The sequence below is a fragment of the Frankia sp. AiPs1 genome, from assembly GCF_023716945.1.
Classification (GTDB): Bacteria; Actinomycetota; Actinomycetes; order Frankiales; family Frankiaceae; genus Frankia.
In genome coordinates this window covers 1-15,477 of sequence record NZ_JAMQQF010000096.1, presented here as the reverse complement: position 1 = coordinate 15,477, position 15,477 = coordinate 1, and the positions used below count along the sequence as shown (strand labels likewise).

The 15,477-nt window shown below is 73.8% G+C and carries 10 protein-coding genes and 1 pseudogene; 6 read left to right on the top strand and 5 right to left on the bottom strand.

Translation table 11 applies throughout. The features are described 5' to 3' along the window. The 4 genes from ND748_RS12025 to ND748_RS12010 form a co-directional block, all read right to left on the bottom strand. A partial coding sequence (locus ND748_RS12025; RefSeq protein ID WP_251745840.1) for an alpha-hydroxy acid oxidase occupies positions 1-1,067 on the bottom strand: 1,067 nt, incomplete at its 3' end. Continuing rightward, entirely contained in the window at positions 1,067-1,867 is an 801-nt protein-coding gene (locus ND748_RS12020) for an ABC transporter ATP-binding protein (RefSeq protein ID WP_251745838.1), read from the bottom strand. The genes ND748_RS12025 and ND748_RS12020, both read right to left, overlap by 1 nt. Further along, positions 1,867-2,805, bottom strand: coding sequence for an ABC transporter permease (locus ND748_RS12015; RefSeq protein ID WP_251745836.1), 939 nt, complete (start codon positions 2,803-2,805; stop codon positions 1,867-1,869). The genes ND748_RS12020 and ND748_RS12015 overlap by 1 nt, the downstream gene beginning before the upstream one ends. Then, a complete protein-coding gene (locus ND748_RS12010; RefSeq protein ID WP_251745834.1) occupies positions 2,805-3,863 on the bottom strand; it encodes an ABC transporter substrate-binding protein in 1,059 nt (352 codons plus the stop codon). The genes ND748_RS12015 and ND748_RS12010 overlap by 1 nt, the downstream gene beginning before the upstream one ends. Positions 3,864-4,072: 209 nt before the next feature. On the opposite strand from ND748_RS12010, the gene ND748_RS12005 reads away from it, so the two are divergent. The 3 genes from ND748_RS12005 to ND748_RS11995 all read left to right on the top strand — a co-directional run bounded on the left by ND748_RS12005 (position 4,073) and on the right by ND748_RS11995 (position 7,520). Next, positions 4,073-4,672 carry a TetR/AcrR family transcriptional regulator gene (locus ND748_RS12005; RefSeq protein WP_251745832.1) on the top strand — a complete coding sequence of 200 codons (600 nt, stop codon included), beginning with the start codon at positions 4,073-4,075 and terminating at the stop codon, positions 4,670-4,672. A 172-nt stretch (positions 4,673-4,844) separates the two neighbouring features. Next, positions 4,845-6,812 carry an MFS transporter gene (locus tag ND748_RS12000; RefSeq protein ID WP_251745831.1) on the top strand — a complete coding sequence of 656 codons (1,968 nt, stop codon included), beginning with the start codon at positions 4,845-4,847 and terminating at the stop codon, positions 6,810-6,812. Between the two features lie 15 nt (positions 6,813-6,827). Further along, positions 6,828-7,520, top strand: a complete 693-nt coding sequence (locus ND748_RS11995; RefSeq protein WP_251745829.1) for a TetR/AcrR family transcriptional regulator — start codon at positions 6,828-6,830, stop codon at positions 7,518-7,520. Here the strand turns inward: ND748_RS11995 and ND748_RS11990 are convergent. Further along, complete coding sequence (locus tag ND748_RS11990) at positions 7,511-8,326, bottom strand: acetoacetate decarboxylase family protein (protein ID WP_251745827.1); 816 nt, start codon at positions 8,324-8,326, stop codon at positions 7,511-7,513. The two genes, ND748_RS11995 and ND748_RS11990, sit on opposite strands and share 10 nt — an antisense overlap. 826 nt (positions 8,327-9,152) lie before the next feature. Here ND748_RS11990 and ND748_RS11985 point away from each other — a divergent pair. The 3 genes and pseudogenes from ND748_RS11985 to ND748_RS11975 form a co-directional block, all read left to right on the top strand. Next, positions 9,153-11,486: an ATP-binding protein gene (locus ND748_RS11985; protein WP_374215901.1), complete on the top strand. Its 2,334-nt coding sequence runs from the start codon at positions 9,153-9,155 to the stop codon at positions 11,484-11,486. Positions 11,487-11,734: 248 nt separating this feature from the next. Continuing rightward, positions 11,735-12,037 (top strand): annotated as a pseudogene (locus ND748_RS35015) (DUF4365 domain-containing protein); the annotation flags it as partial. 250 nt (positions 12,038-12,287) lie between these two features. Next, positions 12,288-15,477, top strand: a 3,190-nt coding sequence (locus ND748_RS11975; RefSeq protein ID WP_251745822.1) for a WD40 repeat domain-containing protein, incomplete at its 3' end; no start/stop codon positions are given.

Below are 15,477 nucleotides of genomic sequence, written 5' to 3'. Positions count from 1 at the left end.
CCGAGGGCGAGGGCCTTCACGACGTCCGTTCCCGAACGCACCCCGCTGTCGAGCAGGACCTCGGCGCGGCCGTCGGCGGCGGCGACGACCTCGGGGAGCTGGTCGAGCGCGGGCGGCGTGCCGTCGAGCTGGCGCCCGCCGTGGTTGGACACGAGCACGGCGCCGGCGCCGGCGTCGATGGCGGCGCGGGTGTCCTGCGCGGTGAGGATGCCCTTCGCGATCCACGGCAGGTCGGTGTGGCGCATCAGCCTGGCCAGCCGGTCCCAGGTCCAGACCGGTTCGTCGCGGGCGAAGAGCTGGCCGAAGACGTCCTGGGCCGCGACGTCGCCGCCCGGCGGGTAGTTGCCGGTGATCATCCGTAGGTCGACGGTGAAACGGTTGCGCAGGTTGCGCTCGCGCCAGCCGGCGGTCGGGCAGTCGACGGTCACGCACACGGCCGCGTAGCCGGCGCGTTCGATCCGCTCCAGCATGCGCACGAAGTTGGCTTCGCTGCCCATGGGATGCAGCTGCGCCACGCGCGCCGCGGCCGGGGCGGCCTGGGCGACGCTCTCGATCGAGTGGGTGCCCGCCTCGGGCACGATGCTCAACGTCCCGCTCCGGGCGTTCGCGCGGGCCACGGCGAGGTGGCCCTCGGGGTCGAAGAACCCGTCGGTGCCGAACGGTGCGGTCAGGACCGGTAGGCGCATCGGCAGGCCGAGCACGGTGGTGGCCGTCGACGGCACCGGGTGGCCGCCCATGACCCGGGGGCGGAACTGCCAGCCGTCGAACGCGTCGCGGTTGGCCCGCAGCGTCGTCTCCTGCCCGGCGCCGCCGGCGAGGAAGTCCCACACGTCGCGGGGCAGCACCGCCTGCGCCGCCGCGCGGATCTCCGTCAGCGTCGGGAACCGTCCGGCGATCGGATCGCCCCCCTCGGCCCCCGCTGACCTGACGCCGTCCGACCGGGCCCCCGCGGACTCGATCCCCGCCGGCTCGATCCCCGCCGGCTCGATCCCCGCCGGCTCGATCCCCGCCGGCTCGATTCCCGCCGGTCCGGCCTCGGCCTGCCCGACTCCCGCCGCGGCGGCCATCAGGCGACCTTCTCGATCAGCGCGCTGCGGTCGCTCACCGCGTCGCCGGCGCCGGTGATCCTGTCGATCAGCCCGCCTACCGTCATCTCGGACTTCTCCGTCCCGTCGTAGTCCGCGATCACCCGGCCCCGGCTCATCACCAGCAGCCGGTCGCCCAGGGCGAGCGCGTGATCCATGTTGTGGGTGACCATCACCGTGGTGGCACCCAGCTCGCGCACCAGCTCGGTGGTCAGCGCGAGCACCGTCGCCGTCGTCCCGGGATCCAGCGCCGCCAGGTGCTCGTCGAGGAGCAGCACCGACGGCGCGCTCAGGGCGGCCATCACCATCGTCAGACTCTGGCGCTGGCCCGCCGAGAGCAGCCCGACGCGGTCGGCGAGCCGGTTCTCCAGCCCGAGACCCAGGCCGGCGACGTGCTCGCGCATGACGGCGCGGCGCCGGGCGGTCACGGCGAACCGCAGCCCGCGCGCCCGCCCGCGGGCCATCGCCAGCGCCAGGTTGTCCTCGATGGACAGCTCCGGCGCGGTGCCCGCCCGGGGATCGTCGAAGACCCGGGCGATCCAGCCGGCGCGGCGGTGGTCGGGCAGCCGGGTGACATCGCGCCCGTCGAGGTGGACCCGGCCGCGGGTCGGGCGGGCCGCACCGGAGATCGTCTGGATCAGGCTCGACTTCCCGGCGCCGTTCGTGCCGACGATCGTCACGAACTGCCCCCGTTCGAAGGTGACGCTGAGATTGCGCAGCGCCACCACCTCGTCGACCCGGCCGGCGTTGTAGATCAGGTCGATGTCGTCCAGTCGGAGCATCAGGCGGCCTCCTGCCGGATCGGGGTGCGGGCCGAACGGGCGGTGCGGGCGAGGGTGCGGGTCAGGCCGCCGAGCGCGCCGAGGTAGCGCTCGGCCGCGATCGCCACGAGCAGGGTCAGCGCGGTGACCCCCCGCAGGTCGCCCGCGGGCAGCCCCACCCGCAGCGCGCCGACGAGGACCAGCCGGTAGGCCAGCGTGCCGACCAGCACGCAGCCGACGATGCGCACCAGCTTCGACCCCGACGGCCGGACGAACAGCTCGCCGAGCAGCACCGCCCCGACCCCGGCGACGAAGGTGCCCCCGCCCATGTTGACGTCGGCGTAGCCCTGGTACTGCACGGCCAGGCTCGCCCCGAGCCCGGCCAGGCCGTTGGCGAGCACGAGCGCCAGCACGGTGAGACGGCGGTCGTTGACGCCCTGGCTGCGGGCCATCCGCGCGTTGACGCCGGTGGCCCGCAGCGCCAGTCCCAGCTCGGTGCGCAGGAACAGGCCGAAGGCGACGAGCACCACGGCGACCACGCCGGCCATCACCCCGGACGTGGCCAGGTCGGCCTGGCGGCCGGACAGCGAGCCGAAACCGCTGAACAGGGTGCCCTCGGTGCCGAGGCTCAGCGTGGGCGTGTCGAGCACGTGCAGGTTCACGCTGAACAGCCCGATGCTCATCACCAGGCCGGCGAGCAGCACCGGCACCCGCAGCAGCAGGTGGATCAGCGCGGTGACGGCACCGGCGGCGGCCGCGCCGGCCATGCCCGCCAGCAGGGCGAGCCAGCTCGGCCAGCCGTGCACCAGCGTGAGCGCGCACACCGCGCCGCCGAGGACGAAGCTGCCCTCGACGGTGAGGTCGAAGTCCGCGCGCAGCCGGAAGACGGTGTAGATGCCGAGGAACACCGGCACCAGCGGCAGGCCGGTGACGAGCATGTCCAGCAGGACCTGGATCATCACTGCACCGTCGCCGCGCTCAGCAGGTCCGCCGGCAGGGTGATCCCGAGCTTGGTCATGGTGGCCTTCTGGACGGTGAACCCGACGCCCGACGGCTGGCCGAAGGGGACCTCGGCCGCGGGCGTGCCCGTCAGCACCTTCGCGGCGGCGTCGGCGGCCAGCCGGCCGAGCGTCGGATAGTCCGGGCCGATGCTGGCCAGGATGCCCGTGACGGTGGCGTCCCCGCCGACGACGTAGACCGGCAGCTTCCCGCCGGCCGCGGCCGAACCGACGACGGGCAGCGCGGACAGCACGGTGGCGTCGGGGCCGATGAGCTCGGCGTCGACCCGCCCGGTGAGGCTGCGCGCGGCGCTGGGCACGTCCTGGGCCCCGGAGATGGTCGACTCCACCACGCTCACCCCGGGATACTTCGCCACCGCGGCGCGCAACGCCTTGATCCAGACCTGCATGTTCTGGTTGGACGGGTCGTAGATCGTCCCGATGCGCTTCGGTGCCGGCGCGATCTTCATGATCGACTGGAGCAGCACGGCCGGATCGACGTAGTCGACGCTACCGGTGACATTCTTGCCGGGCCGGTCGAGACTCTCGGCGACCTTCGCGCCGACCGGGTCGCCCATCGCCAGGGCAAAGATGGGCTTGGCCTCGGTCTGCTGTGCCAGGGCGACCACGGCGGGGGTGCCGATGACGGCGACGCCGTCGGAGTCCGACTGTGCGAACCCGCGGGAGATGCTGCTGATGAGGCTCTGGTCACCCTGGGCGTTCTTCACGTCGAAACTGACCGGGCGGGGGGCGAGTTTCGTTTTCAGTTCCTGCTCGAAAGCGGCCACGGTCTGGTCGATGACGGTCGCGCTGGCGAGCTGGAGCACGCCCACGTGCACCGTCTTCGCGGTGGCGGCGGAGGAGGCGCCGGCGCCCGTGGGGGAGCCGTCGCCGCCGGAGGAACCGCAGGCTGCCAGGGAGATCGCCGCGGCCAGGCAGGAGGCGACGGCCGGCGCGAGAACGCGGCCGCCGCGCCGGCCGTGGGCGCGGGGCCCGGGTGTCAATGCGGTAACGGCCATGTGACATCACTTTCGGGAAGCGGGGAAAGGGATTGATCCGACGATCTCCTCGCGGACATGGGAAGATCTTCGCGTGTTCCCAAAGTCTTGGGGTGGGCCCGGATGGCTGTCAAGGCGCGAAACATGAGATTAACTTCCCAGGTAATGGGTTAACATTGATGGCGGTGCGCATCGACGGAGGTGCGCATCGACGGCGCGAGGGGGAGCGGATGGCGGGTCCGAGACCGGGACTGCGGCGGGACACCCAGGAGACCCGCGACCGGCTGCTGGCCGCGGTCGGCGAACTACTCGCCGAGTCCGGCCCCACCTTCGGCCTGCCCGAACTCGCCCGCCGCGGCGGCGTGGCCACCGCCACGGCCTACCGGCACTTCGAGACCATCCACGACGCGCACCGCGAGTTCCTCCTGCAGCTCACCGGCCGGCTCACCGACCGGCTGCAGTCGGTGCCGCCCACCTGGACCCCGCGGCGACGCTTCGACGCCGCCTGCGAACGGTGGGCCGAGCAGGCCGCGGACTGGGGCCCGGCGGCGGTGCACATCCGCAGCTGGCGGGGCTTCCTGGAGCGCGTCCACCTCGGCGACGAGCCCACCGGCGCGCTCTACGCCGCCCTCGAGCCGATCGTGCGCGACCTCATCGAGCACGGGGAGCTGCCCGACCAGGACGTCGAGTACGCCGTCCTCGTCTGGAGCACGATGTTCGACGAGCGGGTCATCGTCGACCTGCGGGAGTCCAAGGGCTGGCCGCTGCAGCGCCTGGCCCGCGTCCTCGGCCGCAGCGTCCTGTCCGCCCTCGGCGGCACCGGCACCTGAGCCCGTCCGGGGCGGGGGGCCATGGTCCGTCCCAGGCCATGGTCCGTCCCAGGCCGTGGTCCGTCCGGAGCCGGGGCCGCAGCGCGCCCGGGCGAGCCGGGGGCGGGTGCCGGTCGGGGACACGGGGGAGGATGCTCGGCATGCCCCCATCGGCTGGAAGGTGCGCTGCTCCGTGACCCCGACGACCGAAGCCGAACCGGCACGGCGACCGGCCGGCCCGCGGCGCCTGCGGGCGTGGCTGCTGGCCGGCACCGAGCAGGCCCAGCAGCACTCCGGCCCGCACGCCCAACCCACCGAGGAGCACCGGCTGCACCCCTGGTGGCGGGTGATGTGCCTGACCGGTGTCGACTACTTCTCCACCCTCGGCTACCAGCCGGGCATCGCCGCGCTCGCCGCCGGCGCCGTCAGCCCGATCGCGACGGCGGTGCTGGTGCTGGTGACCCTCGTCGGCGCGCTGCCGGTCTACCGGCAGGTCGCCCGGGACAGCCCGCACGGCGAGGGCTCCATCGCCATGCTGGAGAAGGAACTGTCCTGGTGGAAGGGCAAGGTCCTCGTCCTGGTGCTGCTCGGGTTCGCCTGCACCGACTTCCTCATCACGATCACCCTGTCCGGCGCCGACGCCACCGCCCACATCCTGGAGAACCCCTACGCGCCGCACGCGCTGGAAGGTCATCAGGTCGCCGTCACCCTCGTGCTGCTCGCCCTGCTCGGCGGGGTGTTCCTGCGTGGGTTCACCGAGGCCGTCGGCATCGCCGTCGTGCTCGTCGCGATCTACCTGAGCCTCAACGCGGTCGTCATCGTCGACGCACTGATCAAGATCGTGAGCCATCCGCACCTGTTCAGCGACTGGCACGCGCTGCTCGTCAACGAACATCCCGACCCCCTCGCCCTGGTCGGCTTCGCGCTCATCGTCTTCCCGAAACTGGCGCTGGGCCTGTCCGGCTTCGAGACCGGCGTCGCGGTGATGCCGCTGGTCCGCGGCGATCCCGGCGACAGCGAGGACAACCCCGCCGGCCGCATCCGCGGCGCCCGCACGCTGCTGACCACCGCAGCGGCGATCATGGCGGTGTTCCTCATCACCAGCAGCCTGAGCACGACGCTGCTCATCCCGGAGAAGGAGTTCGAACCCGGCGGGCCGGCCAACGGGCGCGCCCTGGCCTACCTGGCCCACGAACAGCTCGGCGCGGCCTTCGGCACCGTCTACGACGTCAGCACGATCCTGATCCTCTGGTTCGCCGGCGCCTCGGCCATGGCCGGCCTGCTCAACCTCGTCCCCCGCTACCTGCCCCGCTACGGGATGGCGCCGACCTGGGCGCGCGCCGTGCGACCGCTGGTCATCGTCTTCACCCTCATCGGGTTCCTCGTCACGATCGTCTTCCGGGCCAGCGTCGACAAGCAGGGCGGCGCCTACGCCACCGGCGTGCTCGTCCTGATCACCTCGGCCGCGCTCGCGGTGACGCTGTCCACCCTGCGCCGCGGCCGGCGCCGGCTCGCGATCGCCTTCGGCGCCATCGCGGTCGTGTTCGTCTACACGACGATCGCGAACATCATCGAACGGCCCGACGGGCTCATCATCGGCTCGATCTTCATCATCGCGATCATCGTCGTGTCCTTCTCCTCCCGGGTGGCCCGCTCGTTCGAGCTGCGCGTCACCGGGGTGCGCCTGGACCCCCTCGCCGAGCGGTGGGTCCGCGAGTCCACCGAGGCCGGCTCGCTGCACCTGGTCGCCAACGAGCTCGACGCCGGCGACGCCGCCGAGTACGCCGACAAGGTCCGCAAGGCCCGGCAGGAGCTGTTCGTGCCCGAGCACTTCCCGTTGCTGTTCCTCGAGGTCAGCATCCCGGACTCCTCCGAGTTCGAAGGCGAGCTCGACGTCTGCGGCGAGGACCGCCACGGCTACCGGATCCTGCGCCTGACCAGCACGTCCGTACCCAACGCGATCGCCGCACTGCTGCTGCACCTGCGCGACACCACGGGCATGCGACCGAACGTGTACTTCGAGTGGAGCGAGGGCAACCCGATCGTGAACTTCCTGCGGTTCCTGTTCTTCGGCGCCGGTGAGGTCGCCACCGTCACCCGCGAGGTACTGCGCGAGGCCGAACCCGACCCCGACCGCCGACCCTTCGTCCACGTCGCCTGACCCCGGGACATCCCGATGCCGGGCCCGGGCGAACCCACCGGGCTACGCGCGGACGAATCCACCGGGCTGCGCGCAGGCGAACCGACCGGGCTGCGGGCGCTGCGCCGGCGACGCATCCATGACGCGCTGTCCGCCGCGGCGATCACCCTGTTTCTCGAACGGGGCTTCGACGACGTCTCCGTCGCCGAGATCGCGGCGGCGGCCGGGGTGTCCAAGCCGACCCTGTTCGCCTACTTCCCCACCAAGGAAGACCTCGTCCTGCACCGGATCCTCGATCACCGCGGCGAGGCGGCCCGGGTGGTGCGCGCCCGGGCGCCCGGGGTGGCGCCGCTGACCGCGCTGCGGGCGCACCTGCTCGCCGGCCTCGACCGGCGCGAGCCCGTCACCGGCCTCAACGACCACCCCGAGGTGCTCGCCTTCCACGCCATGGTGTTCGAGACCCCGAGCCTGCTCGGCCGGGTTGCCCAGTACGCCGGCCAGGACGAGCACGACCTCGCCGACGCGCTCACCGAGGCCGCGCCGCAGGCCGGTGACCTCGCCGCCCGGCTCGCCGCCGCCCAGATCATCGCCGTGCAGCGGGTCCTGGCCCGGGAGAACTGGGCGCGGCTGCGCGCCGGCGAGGACGTCACCGCGCGCCATCCGACGGCGGTCGCGGCGACCCGGCGGGCCCTCGACGCCCTGCGCCGCGCCCTGCCCGACTACGCCTGATCCACGCCACCGACCCCGGTGAAGACGCCCAGCTCGCCGCGCAGGCGGGAGGCTGTCACGGTCAGCAGGGGCCGGCCGGTCATCCCCAGCGCGGCCATCCGCCCGGCCATCGGATGGCTCCCCAGCTCCACCCGCGTCCGACCCCGGCCCAGGCGGACGCCGTGCAACCGCACCGGCATCGTTCCGCGCAGCAGGACCCCCGCCCGTGGGCCGTCCGGCAGCACGCACCACAGCGGGATACGCCCGGGCACCGGGAACGGCACCCGTACGCCACCCACCTCCAGGCGGGCCCGCAGCACGAACCGCCCGTCCGCACCGTCGCCGTCGCCGTCCGATGCGCGGTTCGGGGCCGGCGTGGGGATGTGCCGCGGGGCGGCCGGCTCGGTGGCGGTGCCGGTGGCGATCGTGACCGACGTCGTGTGGTCGGTGAGGTCCACCTCGGCGGACATCAGCCATTTCGGCAGCGACCAGATCGCCCGGCCGGCGTCGCGGGTGAACGCTCCGGTCACCGGCAGGTCGACCAGGTGCAGGCCACGCCGCCCACCCGGGCCCCGCACGGCGACCCCGACCCCGACCTCGTCGTAGCTGCCGAGCACCCACGGTCCGTAGCGGACGACACCCAACACCGCCACGGCGCGTCCCGCGACGGTCCACGGGGTGAGGCCGGTACCCGTCAGCATCCCGCGAACCGCGGCCGGATCGGACCGGAAGACCGCGACGGCGGCCCGCGCATCCGTGATCGTCACGGGCAGCCTGATCAGCCGGTCCTGGACGCGCCACGTCCCACCCAGCGCTCTGCGCGCCATGCATCCGCCTCCCTCGCCTCGCGTGCCCGCCGGTCTCCTCGCCTCGGGTGCCCGCGTCCCCCGGCGGATTCCGCCGCCGCAACCGCACCGCCCGATCCTCCACCGCCACCCAGCACCCCGGGCGATGCCACGCAACGTGAAGGTAAGGCTGGAGGCGGGTCGTCGGGTCGTCGGGTCGTCGGGTCGTCGGGAGTGCCGCGGACGTCGGTGCTGTCGCGGACGTCGAGTCCGTGCCCGGGGGGCGTGACGCGGTTCCGCGGAACACCATGATCATCTAGGTCGGGTTTGGCCGAAAGCGCTGTCGGGCGCCAAGGATCATGCGCGGTATGCGGATCGGCTGGCGGTCGTCCCGGTCGGACGGTGCTCAGCAGATGCAGGGGGTTGTGGACCGCGCGCGCGGCCCCCGGCGTCATCAACCTCCTGCAGTTGCCGACGCAATCGCAAGGGGCGCCGGCGGGCGGCGTGGCGCGGGCGAGGTCGCCGCCCCCACGGCCGGCGTTCGTGGCGCCGCCGAGGGTGTCGAGTGTCGCGTAGTCTTTACCGGGTTAAGAAAGGGGTCGTGGTGGGGACTGCGCGTCGGGGCGTCGGACGGAACGCCGAGCCAGAGCCCGATGTCGAGGCGAGGAGGTGTGTCGAGGCAGGGACGGCGAAGGCGGACGAGGGGGAGCCGGCAGCGGAGGCGGTGGCTGCGGACGGAGCCGAGGCTGCCGTGCATGCGGCGGCCACGGGGCGTACCGATGCCGGGGGGCGGGCCGAGGACCCGGGGCGGGCCGAGCTGGAGGCTGAGCGTGACTACCTGCGGCGGGGTCGCGCGGCGCTGGCGGGTATGCGGGCCGAGGCCGAGGGCACGCAGGTTGCCGGCGGCGACCCGGTCGACGACAAGGTGACGATCGAGTTTCTGCGGATCGCCAGGAAGCGCCGGATCGCCGGTCTCGCCGACGGCGAGGGGACGGCGCCGCTGTTCTTCGCCCGCCTCGACTACGCCCTCGATGCCCGAGAGGCGCGCGATGGCAGTGGCGGGTCCGAGGAACGCGGCATCTCCGGCGCACCGGGAGCCTCCGGGACCTGCGAGGCCGCCGGGGCAGCGGAGGCAGCGGGGCACCGCTTCTACCTCGGGCGCCGGCACGTGCGCGAGTCGGCCGGCGACGACCCGCTGGTCGTCGACTGGCGCACCGACGTCGCCCGGCCGTTCTACCGGGCCCACCGCGGCGACCCGATGGGCGTGCTGCGGCGGCGACGCTTCGGCTACGACGGTCCCGAGCTCACCGCCTTCGAGGACGAGCCGCTCACCGGCCCCGCAGCGACTCCCGTGGCCGTCGCCACCGGCGCATCGGTGCCGCCGGGAGCCGCGGTCGGCTCTGACGAGGCCGTCGCCGGGTTCGTCGGCACCGTCGCCGGGCCGGTCGATGCGGCCGCCGGCATCGCGCCGGGCACCGCGCCGGCGGCCGGTGGGCTGCTCGAACGGGAGATCGAGCGGCCACGGTCCGGGCCGATGCGCGACATCGTCGCCACGATCCAGCCCGAGCAGGACGAGATCGTCCGCGCCGATCTGGCGGTGAGCGTGTGCGTCCAGGGGGCGCCGGGAACCGGTAAGACCGCGGTCGGCCTGCACCGCGCCGCCTACCTGCTGTTCACTCACCGCGAGCGGCTCGCCCGGGCGGGGGTGCTCGTCGTCGGGCCGAACCGGGCGTTCCTCGGCTACATCGCCGCGGTCCTGCCTGCGCTCGGTGAGTTCACCGTCCGCCACAGCACGCTGGCAGATCTCCTCGACGACGTCACCGCCGCCGGCACGGACACCATCGACGCGGCCAGCCTCAAGGGCGACGTCCGGATGGCGACCGTGCTGCGCCGCGCCCTGCACGACGGGCTGTACCCGCCGACTGGGCCAGTCACCGTCGTGACCAGGATCGGCCGGTGGACGGTCGGGGAGGAGGAGTTCGCCGGCCTGTTCGCCGACGCCGCGGGCGGCCTGGCCGCCGGCACCTTCCGCTACGCCATCGGACGTGAGCGGCTCGCCGGCCGGCTCGCGAACGCCCTGCGCGTGCGGGCCGAGGCGGGCGGCCACTACCTCACCGACGGCGCGGTCCGCACCCTCGCCCGCAGCCGGGCGGTGCAGGGCACCGTCGAGGCGGCCTGGCCGAAGGCGGACGCGGCGACGCTGGTCCGCCGCCTGCTCACCGACCCGCACCTGCTCGCCCGCGCCGCCGACGGCATTCTCGACGCCGACGAACAGCGGACGCTGCTGGCCGCCGCACCGCCCGGCGGGGCCCGCACGGCCCGCTGGTCACCCGCCGACGTGTTCTGCATCGACGAGGCCCGGGACCTTATCGACGGCACCGTCGGCTTCGGCCATCTGATCGTCGACGAGGCGCAGGACCTCTCCCCGATGCAGTGCCGGGCGCTGGCCCGGCGCTGCGCCGACGGCTCGCTCACCGTCCTTGGCGACCTCGCCCAGGGCACCACCCCGTGGGCGGCCACCTCCTGGTCGGCGCAGCTGACTCACCTCGGCCGGCCCGACGCCCACCTGGAGGTCCTCACCCGCGGCTACCGAGTTCCCGCGGAGATCCTCGGCTTCGCCGGCCGCCTGCTGCCCCACATCGCCGCTGAACTGGCCGTCCCCACCTCCGCGCGCACCACCCCTGGCGCGCTGACGCTACTGCCCACCGCGGACGTGGCCGCCACCGTCACCGCCCAGGTCGCCCGCGCCCGGGCCGCCACCGGCTCGTTCGCGGTCATCGCCGCCGACGCCGACCTCCCCGCCCTCGCCGAAGCCCTGCGCGCCGCCGACCTGGCCGTCGACGAACTCGGCGCCGACAGCACGCCGTCGCGGGCCTGCCTCGTGCCCGCCTCCCTGGCCAAGGGGCTGGAGTTCGACCAGGTGATCGCCGTCGAACCGGCGACGATCATCGCCGGCGAACCCCATCCCCGCCTGGGCCTACGCCGCCTCTACGTCGTCCTCACCCGGGCCGTCAGCGACCTGACCGTCATCCACGCCGACCCGCTACCCGCCGCCCTGCGAAGCCCCGCCCCGGTCCCGTCCGCCCCGGTCCCGTCCGCCCCGGTCCCGTCCGCCCCGCTGCCGGAGGCGGACCGCGACCTGGGTGCCATCCCCGGGGGGCGGCGACCGGCCCACCGCATGGTCGACCGGATCGGTCCGTGATCCAAGGGCTGCGAACGACCAAGGGGCGCTCCCGTAGGAGCATGTCTATTGCTCCTTGGGGCTAGTAGGGAGGTTGGACGGGACAATCTGGTGGCTCTGGACATGGCCCGGTCGAGCTAGTTATCTACTGCTGTGGTTGATGATGTCCGTGGGTGGTCCCGGTGACCGCGCCGCGGCGCAAGAAGCTGTCGCGCGAAGAGATCCTCGGCGAGGAGGGCATCTCGCTGATCTCCAGGCGTTGCCTGGAGATGGGGTTCATCTTCCAGCCGCACCGCATCGATCACGGTATCGACGGCCACATCGAGCTGTACGACCCGGACAATGGCGAGACGCTGAGCCTGACGCTGCACGTCCAGAGCAAGGCGCGCAGCGCCTTCCGATCCGAGACCCCGGATCGGTTCACGTTCCATCTCGACAGAGCTGACGTCGAGCCGTGGCTGGAGAGCAACGTCCCGGTCATCGTGATCCTCTCGCGCCCCGCCCAGGACGAGGCGTGGTGGGTCGCCGTCGACGCGGCCTGCCGAGACGCCGCCGGCGCGGTCCGGACGACGATCATCGTCGACAAGTGGACGCACCGATTCGACCTGCACGCCCGGCAGGGACTGATCCATCTGGCACGCTCCGCGAGGCACCGACCCCGGATATCCGCCGGCCGGGCACGCGCCGGGGCGGAGGCGGCTGCCCCGGCGCCGCGGTGTCCGTGGCCGGGCCTCGCCCCCTACACCGGCGGCGAGGCCGGCCTGTTCTTCGGCCGTGACGGCCTGCTGGACGAGATTCGGGAACGGCTCTTCCCGGCCGAGGATGCCGCCACAGGGCCGGTGGGGCTGCTCGCCGTGGTCGGCGGCGTCCGGCAGCGGCAAGTCGTCGCTGCTGAACGCGCGGGTGGTCCCCCTGTTCGAACAGGAGACCAGGTGGCTCGCCGGACCGGCCGGTGCTGCGCAGGCCTTCCCCGCCGCATCCGGGCCGATCGTGGTCACGCTGACGCCGGGGCCGGACCCGCTGGGTGCTCTGACCGAACGGCTGGCGTCACTGGCGGGCACGACGCCGGCATCTCTGCGGCAGGCGTGTGCGGCGGACGAGGCGCCGGGATCGTCCAGCGACGCGCCGGACAACGGCGAACGGCCACAGGTGACGCCCACCCTCACCCGAGGGTGGCGGTTGATGAGGCGGGCCGGCCGGACCTCGGCGGCGCGGCCCGGCCTGCTCGTCGTGGATCAGTTCGAAGAGCTGTTCACCCTGTGTGAGGATCTGGCGGCGCGGCAGGCGTTCGTCCGAGCAGTGTGCGCCCTCGGTGACGGTGCCTGGTTCGCCGGGCCGGACGGGCCGGCGTGGCCGGACGAGCCACGGCCAGTCCGGTTGACGGTGGTGTTGGGCGTGCGCGCCGACTTCTACTCCCAGTGCACCGCGTACCCGGAGCTGGCCCTCCTGCTGAGCCGCAACCAGGTTGTCGTCAGTCCGATGAGCAGGGCGGAGCTGCTGGCGACGATCACTGGTCCGGCGGCGGCCGTCGGAATACAGCTCGACAGCGGCCTGTCGGAGCAGATCGTGCACGACCTCGGCCGAGGTGGGGAGGCCGACGCCCTCCCGATGCTCTCCCACGCGCTGCGCGAGGCGTGGGCGGCGTCCGGGGGTGGGTGGTCGCTGACCTTCAAGGCGTACCGGGCCGTCGGCGGGGTCGAGGGAGCGATCGCGGCCAGAGCCGAGTCGACCTTCGGCGCCCTGGACGCCGAGGCTCGAGGGGAGGCCCACCGGATCTTCCTGCGCCTGGTCGTGGTGCGCGCGGACCTGAGTCCCGCCCGACGGCGCCTGGGCCGGGCGGATCTGGTGGCCGGCCTGCCGCCGTGCGGGACACGGGCGCTGGACGCCCTGGTCGCCGGCCGACTGCTGCTTGTGGACGACGAGTCCGTGTGGATCGTGCACGAGGCGCTCACCCGGGAATGGCCGCGGCTGCGCGGCTGGATCGAGGACAACCGGGCGTGGCTGCGCACCCGTGACCAGCTTGTCGCCGATGCCGAGGAATGGGACCGGACCGGCCGCGAGGACTCCCGGCTCTACCGTGGTGCGCGCCTGACCACCACCCGGGAACGCCTCGCCGCCGCTCCTGCCGACGACAGCGGCGGGCTTGCCACCGCCTTTCTCGGGGCCTGCGTCGAACGTGAGCGGGTCGAGCAGGTGGCCGAGAAGCGCCGCCGTGCCCGCGAGCGCACCACCATCCGCAATCAGCGCCGGGTGGTGGTGGCCCTGGTGGTCGTCGCCCTGATCGCGGCCGGGGCGGCCGTGTACGGAAGCGCGAAGGGCCGAGGGGAGCGGGACCAGCGACACCTGGCCGTCTCCCGGCAGCTTGCCGCGGATGCCCTGGCCATGCGCGAGACCAACCCGACTCTGGCCCGACAGCTGGCCGTGCTCGCCTGGCGGATGAAACCCACGGCGCAGGCTCGCCGGGCGCTGTTCGGGGTCCTCGGCATGCCGGTCGAGGTGGACCTGGACGAGCGCCTGCTCACCGTCGCCAGGGTCACCGCGCAGGCACCCGGCGCCCTCTACGCGGTGACCGCGGCGTCGACGACCGCGGCCGTCTGGACGGTGGGCTCGGCGACGGACCCGCCGCGGCGCCGCGACGTGCTGGCAGGCCACTCCGACCCGGTGTCCACGGCCGCCGTCAGCGCGCGCGGCGCCCTGGTCGCGACCGGCGCCGACGACGGGACGGTCACCGTCTGGGACATCTCCCGCGCAGGCTCACCGCGGCGGACCGCGCTGCCCGTCGCCCCCGGCCGGGACGTGGCGGACGCTCCGGTGTTGGCGCTCAGCCCGGACGGCAGCACTCTGGCCGTGGGCGGCTCGGACGGGACCGTCGAGATCTGGAGTACGGGCGGCGGCCACGACCCACCCACCCTCGCCGGGCAGGTGTACGGCCACTGCGGCGCGGTGTCCGCCGTCGCCTTCAGCCCCACCGGCGCGGCCCTGGTGACCAGCGGCGAGGACGCCATCATCCGGATCTGGGATGCCCGCAGCCCCGGCCGGCTGCTGGCCAGCCTCGACGACCGCGCCCGCGCGGCCGGTAGGGCCGCCCCCGGCGTCGGCGCAGTCGGAGCCGACTGCGTCGCCGAGGCCGACGGCGACACGGACACGGCCGGCGACACGGACCGCGACATCGACGGGGGCGACCGGGGTGTCGTGATCGACAGCGACCCTGCGACGGTGATCCTCGCCTTCAGCCCCGACGGTGCCCGGCTCGCCGCCGGCGACGTGGACGGCGTCGTCCGGATCTGGGACACCGGCCACCTACCCACCCCGGGGGCCAGGCCGTCGATGACATTCGACGACCCGGCCGGCCTCATCGACACCCTGGCCTTCGACCTCACCGGCGCCAGTCTGGCGACCGGTACGGAAGAGGGCTCGGTCCGGCTCTGGGATGTTCGAGGCACGGGGACGCCACAACCCCGGGCCGTCTCCATCGAGCATGCCGACGCGATCGGCGCGTTGGCCTTCGTGCCCACCACCGGGGACCTCGTCACCGCCACCAGAACCGGGGTGCTGCGCACCTCCAACATCGCCACGCCGGGACTGGCACGCCCGGGGCGCACCGTGGCCCTACCGGCCACCGGCCTGATCCCCCTGGCCGCCACCGCGGCCGGCGACAGGATTGCGCAGGTCACGGCGGCCGGCATGGTCGAGGTCCGGACCATCACCGACCCGGACCATCCGGACCGGGTGGGTGCCCTGCGGCCCACGGGCACCCCCACCGCCCTCGCCCTCAGCCCCGACGGCGACCAGCTCGCCGTGGGCGACGACGACGGTGCGATCACCCTGTGGAACCTCGGCGCCGGCCTCGGTGGCACGGGCGCCCCGGCGGCGGACGATCGCCCGCGGACCGTCTTTCCCGCCCACGACAGCCAGGTTGCCTCCCTGGCCTTCGGGCGGGGCGGGGCGACGCTGCTCAGCGCCGGCCAGGACGACCCGGAGGTGGCCGTGTGGCGCGTGGGCGGCGCCGGGC

Excerpts from the sequence above, each read along its gene's own strand:
- ND748_RS11990 (WP_251745827.1), bottom strand. The coding sequence starts at position 8,326 with ATGGCGCGCAGAGCGCTGGGTGGGACGTGGCGCGTCCAGGACCGGCTG.
- ND748_RS12015 (WP_251745836.1), bottom strand. The coding sequence starts at position 2,805 with ATGATCCAGGTCCTGCTGGACATGCTCGTCACCGGCCTGCCGCTGGTG.
- ND748_RS12020 (WP_251745838.1), bottom strand. The coding sequence starts at position 1,867 with ATGCTCCGACTGGACGACATCGACCTGATCTACAACGCCGGCCGGGTC.
- ND748_RS12005 (WP_251745832.1), top strand. The coding sequence starts at position 4,073 with ATGGCGGGTCCGAGACCGGGACTGCGGCGGGACACCCAGGAGACCCGC.
- ND748_RS12010 (WP_251745834.1), bottom strand. The coding sequence starts at position 3,863 with ATGGCCGTTACCGCATTGACACCCGGGCCCCGCGCCCACGGCCGGCGC.
- ND748_RS11995 (WP_251745829.1), top strand. The coding sequence starts at position 6,828 with ATGCCGGGCCCGGGCGAACCCACCGGGCTACGCGCGGACGAATCCACC.
- ND748_RS11985 (WP_374215901.1), top strand. The coding sequence starts at position 9,153 with ATGCGGGCCGAGGCCGAGGGCACGCAGGTTGCCGGCGGCGACCCGGTC.